General features: G+C 57.5%; 8 protein-coding genes and 1 pseudogene. 1 reads left to right on the top strand and 8 read right to left on the bottom strand.

From position 1 onward, the window contains the following. Window positions 1-512, top strand: a 512-nt coding sequence (locus AC0L3O_RS32175) for an ATP-binding protein (RefSeq protein ID WP_473617654.1), incomplete at its 5' end; no start/stop codon positions are given. 145 nt (window positions 513-657) lie between these two features. On the opposite strand, the pseudogene AC0L3O_RS32170 reads toward AC0L3O_RS32175, so the two are convergent. The 8 genes and pseudogenes from AC0L3O_RS32170 to AC0L3O_RS32135 all read right to left on the bottom strand — a co-directional run. Beyond that, window positions 658-1,317: pseudogene (locus AC0L3O_RS32170) on the bottom strand (DUF4158 domain-containing protein); the annotation flags it as partial. A gap of 323 nt (window positions 1,318-1,640) precedes the next feature. Next, window positions 1,641-1,766: a hypothetical protein gene (locus tag AC0L3O_RS32165; RefSeq protein WP_473617653.1), complete on the bottom strand. Its 126-nt coding sequence runs from the start codon at window positions 1,764-1,766 to the stop codon at window positions 1,641-1,643. 1,009 nt (window positions 1,767-2,775) lie between these two features. Next, window positions 2,776-3,654 carry an SMP-30/gluconolactonase/LRE family protein gene (locus tag AC0L3O_RS32160; RefSeq protein ID WP_473617651.1) on the bottom strand — a complete coding sequence of 293 codons (879 nt, stop codon included), beginning with the start codon at window positions 3,652-3,654 and terminating at the stop codon, window positions 2,776-2,778. Next, entirely contained in the window at window positions 3,655-4,788 is a 1,134-nt protein-coding gene (locus AC0L3O_RS32155; RefSeq protein ID WP_473617650.1) for a mandelate racemase/muconate lactonizing enzyme family protein, read from the bottom strand. Next, complete coding sequence (locus AC0L3O_RS32150; RefSeq protein ID WP_473617648.1) at window positions 4,785-5,873, bottom strand: NAD(P)-dependent oxidoreductase; 1,089 nt, start codon at window positions 5,871-5,873, stop codon at window positions 4,785-4,787. Before AC0L3O_RS32150 ends, AC0L3O_RS32155 begins: the two co-directional genes overlap by 4 nt. Then, a complete protein-coding gene (locus tag AC0L3O_RS32145; protein ID WP_473617647.1) occupies window positions 5,863-6,630 on the bottom strand; it encodes a 2-phosphosulfolactate phosphatase in 768 nt (255 codons plus the stop codon). Before AC0L3O_RS32145 ends, AC0L3O_RS32150 begins: the two co-directional genes overlap by 11 nt. Continuing rightward, window positions 6,627-7,559, bottom strand: coding sequence for a ribokinase (locus AC0L3O_RS32140; protein ID WP_473617646.1), 933 nt, complete (start codon window positions 7,557-7,559; stop codon window positions 6,627-6,629). Before AC0L3O_RS32140 ends, AC0L3O_RS32145 begins: the two co-directional genes overlap by 4 nt. After that, on the bottom strand, window positions 7,559-8,329 hold the full coding sequence (locus AC0L3O_RS32135; RefSeq protein WP_473617644.1) for a GntR family transcriptional regulator: 771 nt from the start codon (window positions 8,327-8,329) through the stop codon (window positions 7,559-7,561). Before AC0L3O_RS32135 ends, AC0L3O_RS32140 begins: the two co-directional genes overlap by 1 nt. Window positions 8,330-8,380: the final 51 nt, after the last annotated feature.

Below are 8,380 nucleotides of genomic sequence, written 5' to 3'. Positions count from 1 at the left end.
CGAACGCGGATGAAAGGCGTAACGGACAATCTTCTTTGCCTCGCCATCCTGATAACGGGCATTATGAGCCCAGTCCGGCGGGCGTCGGCAAGAGCTGGCTGGCCTGTGCGCTTGGCCACAAAGCTTGCCGAGAGGATTTCTCCGTCGCCTATCACCGCGTTCCCCGGCTGTTTGCAACGCTTGCCCTCGCGAGAGGCGACGGACGTTATGGCCGGATCCTCAAGCAACTCGCCAAGACCGACCTTCTCATTCTCGATGACTGGGGACCGGAAAAACTCAATGATGACCAGCGGCGTGATGTGCTTGAGATCATTGAAGACCGCTACGAACGCCGATCGACGATCGTCACCAGCCAGTTGCCTCTGGATCGCTGGTACGAGATCATTGCAAACCCAACCCTGGCCGATGCCATCCTGGACCGCCTCGTTCACAACGCCTATCGCATCGATCTCACCGGGGAAAGCATGCGAAAACAGCGCTCGCCAAGAGCGTCTGAAACAGCGCAAGCTTGACCGGAAACGAAACCCAATCCAAACATCAACGAGACCCAGGATCAGTCCGAAAAATGGCCGGCTTCAAATCGGAACACCGGCCGGAATGAAATCGGAATGACTGGCCGGCTTCAAATCGGAATCGATGGCCGGCTTCGTCGGAATACGCACCTGGCGCGTCTGGCGCCGATCGCAGCCAATGAAAGCGGGTTTGGCCGATCACCGGATCAACCTCCAATAGCCTGTCCAATGAGGCTAGCCGATCCAGCGAGATACCCGAAATGATCGCGTTCTCTGCCCGTCGGCGAGCAATCGCGCGACCGCCGAGACCTATTTTCTCGATGGAATGCAGCGAGGGAAGGAGAGCGTTTCGTTTCCGGAACTCGGCAACGACTGCTATCGCGATCGGCAGTCCGTGATCGCCGTTGGTTGCCACTTCGATTGCAGCTATCAGAGCGGCTCGCCTATCTTCTTTGGAAGCCGCCCGAAGACTGAGATAGTCCATCAGATGCCGGCTATGATCAAAACGGGTCTGTACCCGGCGAGCATAAAGCTCGTACAGGCGAGGGTCGATGCCGAGCTGCTCCGCAAGATATTTGATCGCAGCGGCTGGCGGCTGCTCGTTCTCCGACAATAGTCGCCCCGTTTGGCGCATTGTGCAAAGTTGAACCGCGAAGCCCAGCTTGTTTTGCGGTCGGCGGCGAAGTTCGCATTCCAAGCGGTCCGCCGTTTCCAACGTAAAATGTCGGATAAGGTTATCCTCGTCCACCGCTATGCCCAGAAGCGTCGCCGCTTCCTTTGAACTGAGAAGCCTTCTTCTGCCCATCCGCATTCCCCTCGATACACAACTTCGAGGGAATTTGGCCGCCACCGGCCACCTGCTTTCAACCGGCTGACAGCTTCATCTACAGATCAATTGCGAAGTTCATGCTTCGTTCGACCTTAGCGTGTCTCTGGGAACAGTTCTTGTTCTGACCCCATATTGCCTTCCCATGGAAGACGGCCTTTGAGGCCGAGCGGCCCCGCTTGGCCGATGGCACAGACAACCCTAACGACAGTCTTCTTCATGAGTACGCCACCGATAGATAGCCAGTCTCAGGTTAAGGCAACTTCTTCGAGGACAATGATAGTAGACCTTCGTCAGCCGGATCAATCAGCTTGATGCTTATCCGCTCCGTCTGCGGCCCGCTCCAGGGCGACCATTTTCTTGACCAGGGCCAGCAGATCGCGCTTGGTGCCGTGCGGCAGAGATACGACCTGCTGCGCGAGTTCCATGGTGTCGCGCGCTTCCTCCGGGGTGCGGCCGATGCGGGGCAGCGCTGAACAGCATCTCCATCGGCATGAACCCGAGGATTTCGCACAGGTGGATCATGCGCGTGACGTGCATTTTTGAGAATGCGCGTTCATAGCGGCCGTAAACCGGTTTTGTTGCAACGGCTGAATAGGGGTGCAGAGAGGCCTGATTGACCTCGCATCAGGCCTCTCTGCACCCCGTTGCAACAAAACCCGCCGCCAAGGCTTGGGCATCAGCGGAGCGATCTGTTCCCACTCCGTATCCGTCAGATCCGCTTGGTCTTCTTAGCGATCTGGCCACGGCTCTGCTCGGTCCACATCCAAAGCTTGAATCATAACCAGCCTCAAACGGAACCCCCAGCAAGCCGATTTCAAAACAGCCTCTAAGATCCGGCCTTGGCTTAACATGACGCCTGCAATGGCCATTCCCTCGAAGTCGGTAGCGCCGGCATGGGCCTTGAATCCATGCGCTGCGCTCATACTCGACGCAATGGCCTCATTATCGTTCTTACTTTCTTACTAAAGTTCCGGTCACCTGAATCGCCTTGGCCTTGAGCGGCTAAAAGGTTGTTCGAAGCGCACAAAGCTTTTTGCCTTTTTGCTACAGTCCAGACTCTGAGGCGGAGGCCTACAGAACCGCCAGGGAGGACCACTGTCGTCCGCTCGCAGCGCTTGGAGGTTGGACGCACCGGATCGAAAGAGCAACGCTTTTAACGAAACCATCGGCAAGGCAGGCTTGCCCTTTTTAGACTATAATCAGGCTGAAGGCAGATCAACGATCGACGATCGACGGGCACCCAGTCAATCAGTTTGACAGCCTTCCAACGATAAGTGCCGCCCTGCGATCGACGGCAAAGCGAACTTTTCCTAGATTCAGGCACACAGACCAACGCACCAACAAAGACCTTCTGAACGCGGGTCTCTGGATCTATGCTCGGGCATGAAACGCGTCCTTGAGGCAATCGAGCACTTACCTACATCCACTCCACCGCTAGACTCTGCAGCCGAAGAGCGATCGCCCAGCCTGAGCGACCTCAACTCGGAAAAGGTTGCCGGATTCGGGAAATCGAAGAAGTTCGTCAGATGATTGCCTCACTCGCCGCGAGGTTATGAACAACGTTTTCAGGTCTTCGCCGCCAAGTGCCACGCAGGTCGGCGCCATCGTCGGCATATCAACGCGATCTGTGAGTTGACCGTTTCGATCAATACGAACGACACAGCCGCCACGTAGCCTGGCGCTCCAATACCCCCCGTCGTTGTCCACGGTTGCGCCATCAGGCGATCCCGGGGCAACGTTCGGGCCTGCAAGTGGCTCTATCTCAGTAATACCCGAAAGATGCGGGGCCAAGGCAAAACGCCGGATGGTGCCCTCGGCTGTGTCGGTGAAATACATGATCTTGCCATCAGGCGAAAATTCAAGTCCGTTGGCGGCCGCTACTCCACTGAAGAGGGTAACGACCTCCCCGCTGGGCGCAATGCGATATACGCCTCCAATGGGCTCACGGCTTTGCTCATTATATGTGCCCAAGACGATCCCACCATATGGATCGATAGCGGCGTCGTTGATGCGCGTTTGCGGAAGATGCGGCTCGATTTCGGCCACTTGTAAGAAGTTCGTGAAGGTTGGATCTGTGATGACTATCGACTTAGGAAAGCCCAGCACGAAGCCACCACGCACGCGTGGAAAGACGAATGCCGCACGATTGGGAAGTTGCCGCATGGCCGCAACTTTCCCGTCGTCGTCCCAGCGGAACACGCACTGTGCTTCAATGTCACTCCACCAGAGGCTATGGTCTAATGCGCTCCAGTTGCATCCTTCGCCTAGGAGATTGTTGCAATCGAACGCCGTGCTTGCTTGATGAAGACGCATCTACTTTGCGCTCTGCATGTTCCTTGTCCGGAGTTCTGCCGGATCGACAGCGAAGGGTTCGAGCTTTTCGTCGTCGAACATCACACCGTGTCCGGGTGTTTCAAAAGGAAAGGCCACACCGTTCTCAAGGCGAAGTTTCGTCTGAAGTACACCCATTTCCGAGAAGCTGCCGCCGTGCACGCATTCGAGGATGTCCACGTTGTCGATCGCACACATAACTGCGACGGAGAGTTCAGACATGTAATGAGGCGCCATGGTGCGGTGGAAGGACGCTGACAAATTGGCGATCTTCAGCCATTCGGTAATTCCCCCAACACGGCACACGTCCGCTTGGACGATGTCAACCGCGTTAGCCTGTAGATAATCGGCAAATTGATGTCGCGTGTACAGGCTCTCGCCGACCGCAATGGGCAGCGACACGAAGCGGCGCAGGTCGGCGTGCCCACGAATATCCTCCGCATGGAGAGGCTCTTCGATCCAGCCAAGGTCGAACGCGGCTAGTTTCTGCAGCCGGCTCTTGCAGTCAGCGACATTCCAGCGCTGATTGGCATCGACGAACAGTCGTCGAGTGGGGCCTATTAATTTTTTCACAGCTACGATGCGATCAAGATCTTCTTCCGGGTTGTCCCTACCGATCTTGATTTTCACCGCCTTGTGGCCCGCTGCCAGGAATCCTTCGACCTGGTTGAGTAGAGCGTCGCTATCGAGGAAGAGGTCTATGCCACTGCCGTAAGTGGGGATGCTGTCACGCCGCGCGCCAAGCAGACGGAATAGGGGAACGTCGTACCACTTGGCCGCAATATCCCATAGCGCGATGTCAATCGCGCCCAATGCGAGGGTGTTGATGCCCCCGGTGCCGCTGCGATGCAATTGGGCATGGAGGAACGACCAAAGTCGTTCGATCTGTCGCGGATCTTGTCCGACAAGCATCGTTCGGCAGTAATCATCAATCACGGCGAGGATGGCGCTTCCGCCGATCCCTGTCGTGTAGGCGAAGCCTACGCCAACGATTCCAGCGTCTGTGGTCACACGGCTGATGATGTACTCCAGGTTCGCGACGCGATGTGTGGCGTCCTCCCAGGAGACTGTCGGTGGGATATGATAGAGACGCGAGGCAACATCGACGATTTTCAAGGCAAGGTTCTCCCAGCCATAGTGAGAACTTCGGGGTTCGAGAGATTCTCGGGATTGCCACCCAAGAGCCGCTGCAGATTTTGTACAATGCTGCGGGTATGACGTCCGCGCATTTCTTCGGTCCACGCGGCGAGGTGAGGCGTCGCGAGGACGCGTTGATGGGAAACAAGCGGATCCGTCGCCGAAGGCGGCTCCGTGTCAAACACGTCCAGCGCGGCACCAGCGACTTGTCCGCGATCCAAAGCTTTGAGTAGCGCGTCAGTATCTATTAGGCCTGCTCGACCGGTGTTGATGAGATATGCACTGTGTCCCATCCGATCGAGCTCATCTGCGCCGATCATGCCGCGAGTTTCCGCGCTGAGCCGGGCGTGTAAGGTAACGATCGCCGAGTTTGCCAGCAGTTCGTCGAGAGAAACCGATTCAACTCCGAGGGTTCGTAGCTCGGCGCTATCGACATAAGGATCATGAATGATAACCCTCATGCCAAAGCCGGAAAACTTTTCGGCCACGACACGACCGATCGCGCCAAAACCGATGATACCGAGTGTGCGACCATGCAGCTCGATGCCCGTGAATGCGAGTTGGGGACAACGCGCGCCGCGACCCCATACCGTGCCACGATAAAAGTCCTCCCCGGCCTCGAAGTCAGGAGACTGTGACCTTATCCATGCACTGGCAGGGATAAGGTGTCGAGTAAGCGCCAGCGCGAGCGCAACCGTGAACTCTGCGACGCCGTGATCCGTCCTCCCGACAGTGTGCAATACGGCGATCCCTCGCGCCGTGGCGGCCGCCACATCGATGTTCGCTTGCGGAGCCGAGCGCACTGATAGGATCGCGCGAAGATGAGGTGCTGCGGCCAGCAGTTCTGCGTCAAAGCACTCGTATCCCGCTATCACAACCTCTGCGTCAGCTACTGCGTCCATCAGTTGAGTGCGATCGCTGAACCACTCGCCGGCTGCCCAACCGAGCAACTTGAGCTCGCTCATTTCGCGGAGCGATGCAATACCCTCTGGGCTGAGATCTGCTGTCGCCAGGACGCGAGGTCGGCCACTGATCAATGTGATAGGGTGCGCTCTACCAGGCATTGAGGAGATACACTGGATGATCGGAAATTTCGTGCTGCGCGGTCACGATGGGTACGATGGTGGATTCGTTGATGCGCGCACAAAACTCCACGTCGTGTTGTCGATAATTGCTAATGAATCGTCCCCCGGTCATTGAGCTCATCAAAACCGTTACGGCGCTATTTTGCGAAATTGTGAAACCGCGAGCTAGCGACGCAGAGTCATCGAGTTCGACGGCGTCATTATTCGGAAGTTCACAAATCTGTGAAACGATCATTCCGGCGCAATAGCTATCTTCAATCGCGATACGTGAGTTGCGCAGTTGGCCTGAGCAGATAATCGTGATGTCTGCATTGCGCAATGATGCTTCTGCGAGCGCGCGCCGGGCAACCGCATCCAGATTTCGCAGTGAACCCAGCAGTGTCAGGGCTGCGCCTTCGCGAACCGCTGCAAGAATTGCTGGCGTGCCGTTAGCGGTTGCCAGCATCGAAAAGCGGCCCGATAGATCCAGTGCAGATAGCAGGGACGGCGAGGGCTCATGATCGAAGCCGAGGGGCGGCGATCCATCATCTTGCTCCGCGCAAATAACTCCATTCTGGCCCACGGCGGCGCGTGCTTTGGCGACGTCCGAGCCAAATCCTCCGACAAACACACGATTGCTGCCTGCGTCGAAAAGCGTAACAATAGCCGTCGTGGCGCGGATCACATCGATGACGATACATACGTCGCCGGCGATAGCCAGTGGGCTGGTAGGGAGGAAAGCAACCCTTATTTTCATCGGAGAGAGGTCCCGGTTTTTATCAACTCTGCGATCTGCCTTTCGTCGGGCAACGCCGGAACCACGAGCTTTTTCGTCACTGCGATAGCGCCCGCCGCGGTGCCGCGGCGAACGGCATCACCGAGGGTCAATCCGCTGGAAAGTCCTGCAGCGAGTGCCCCGTTGAATGCATCTCCGGCCCCGGTGGTGTCGACGGCGTCGACCGGGTAGCTTGCGATATTGGTCATTCCGTCAGGCCCGGCAATCAGGGCCCCATCCGCTCCCAGCGTCATTACGACGTGTCCAACGCCCAGACCACGGAGTCTTGCCGCTATTTCGGCATCGGCCTGCTTATCGTCCGGCTCGAGTCCCATCAGAATGCGCGCTTCGGATTGGTTCGGGGTTAGGATGTCAACGTCGGCAAGGATCTCCTTCGGTAGGGCGAGGGCGGGTGCCGGATTTAGAATGGTCGTCAGTCCCCGCGCCTTGCCAATGGCAAGCGCGCGGGCCGCCGTCTCCAAGGGAATCTCAAGCTGTGTAATCAGGATTCCCGGGCTCTTCCATGTAGCCGCGAAGGTCTCAACATCAGACGTCGAAAGCCGCGCGTTGGCGCCAGGATCGGTGATGATGCGGTTCTCGCCAGCGGCGTCGAGAATGATGATCCCCGCCATCGTAGGCGTCTCGGCAACGTGCCTCACGGCGGAGCAATCGACGCCTTCGGCGCGCCAGAGTTGCAGTGCCTCGTCACCGAATTTATCGGTGCCAACACTTGCCAGCAGTTTACATCTGGCGCCGAGTCGCGCGGCTCCGATAGCCTGATTAGAGCCCTTGCCGCCATTTCCGAATGCGAACCCCGACCCTAGCACGGTTTCGCCCGGCGCTGGCACGTCGCCCACGATCCAAAATGCAACTCCGTACGAGCCGACCACATAAACTTCACAGGTAGGCATCATCTACTCCGGCCGATTAATTGTCGAGGTTGAGCGATCGAGACGTTTTTTCGCTCGATCCAGCTCGAATATGTGTAGCGATCGGCCCGATAGGACGAGGACGAGAAGTAAATAACTCGATCGGCTGCGTCGAAGGCGGTGCGGTCGATTTGCAGCACCGCAGTGCCGCTCGACACGTCGAGCGCTTTTGCCAGTTTTGCACGCGCGATGCCGGCCCGTATATCCTGCTTGGCTCGAGCAAGCGTCACACCGAGGTGCTGCTCGAGAATCTCGGTGAACGAGGTGTCGGCAAGGTCGAGCTTTTCCATTTGGCGCCCGATTGCTGCTACGAACGAAACTGTCTCAACCGCTACGATCTCGTCGTCGATCGTTCGCACGCGCTCGATGGTCAGCACGCTTTCATCGGTCGGCACGTTAAGTGCGGCTGCAACCACGGCGTCAGCGGGACGCCAGTGCATCGTCAGATGCCTAGTACCAGGCCGGAATCCACGCGCTACCGCTTCTTCCGAAAACCCTGAAAAAGTGAGCAGGTCCCGGCCGATGTGACTCTTGGCAACGAACGTCCCCTTGCCAGCGCGTCGATAAAGCAAGCCTTCACCCACAAGGGCAAGCACCGCCTGTCGCACAGTGCTGCTGCTGAGTTCGTGCTGCTTCATCAACTCCATCTCAGTGGGGAGTTGATCGCCAGCACTGAAGACGCCGCTCTCGATCTGAGACCGAATGATATCGGCGAGCTGAATATGAAGTGGAGTTCTTCCGGGCTGAATCATGCGGCCTCCTCAAGCCGAGTCATTGCTATCACGCGACTTGGGTGGTTGGCA

It is taken from the genome of Mesorhizobium sp. WSM4810, assembly GCF_055811235.1.
This window is presented reverse-complemented; position numbering and strand designations above follow the sequence as displayed.

What these genes read in the sequence shown, in the direction of transcription:
- AC0L3O_RS32165 (WP_473617653.1), bottom strand. Translation starts at nt 1,766, where the DNA reads ATGGAACTCGCGCAGCAGGTCGTATCTCTGCCGCACGGCACCAAGCGC.
- AC0L3O_RS32160 (WP_473617651.1), bottom strand. Translation starts at nt 3,654, where the DNA reads ATGCGTCTTCATCAAGCAAGCACGGCGTTCGATTGCAACAATCTCCTA.
- AC0L3O_RS32150 (WP_473617648.1), bottom strand. Translation starts at nt 5,873, where the DNA reads ATGCCTGGTAGAGCGCACCCTATCACATTGATCAGTGGCCGACCTCGC.
- AC0L3O_RS32145 (WP_473617647.1), bottom strand. Translation starts at nt 6,630, where the DNA reads ATGAAAATAAGGGTTGCTTTCCTCCCTACCAGCCCACTGGCTATCGCC.
- AC0L3O_RS32140 (WP_473617646.1), bottom strand. Translation starts at nt 7,559, where the DNA reads ATGCCTACCTGTGAAGTTTATGTGGTCGGCTCGTACGGAGTTGCATTT.
- AC0L3O_RS32135 (WP_473617644.1), bottom strand. Translation starts at nt 8,329, where the DNA reads ATGATTCAGCCCGGAAGAACTCCACTTCATATTCAGCTCGCCGATATC.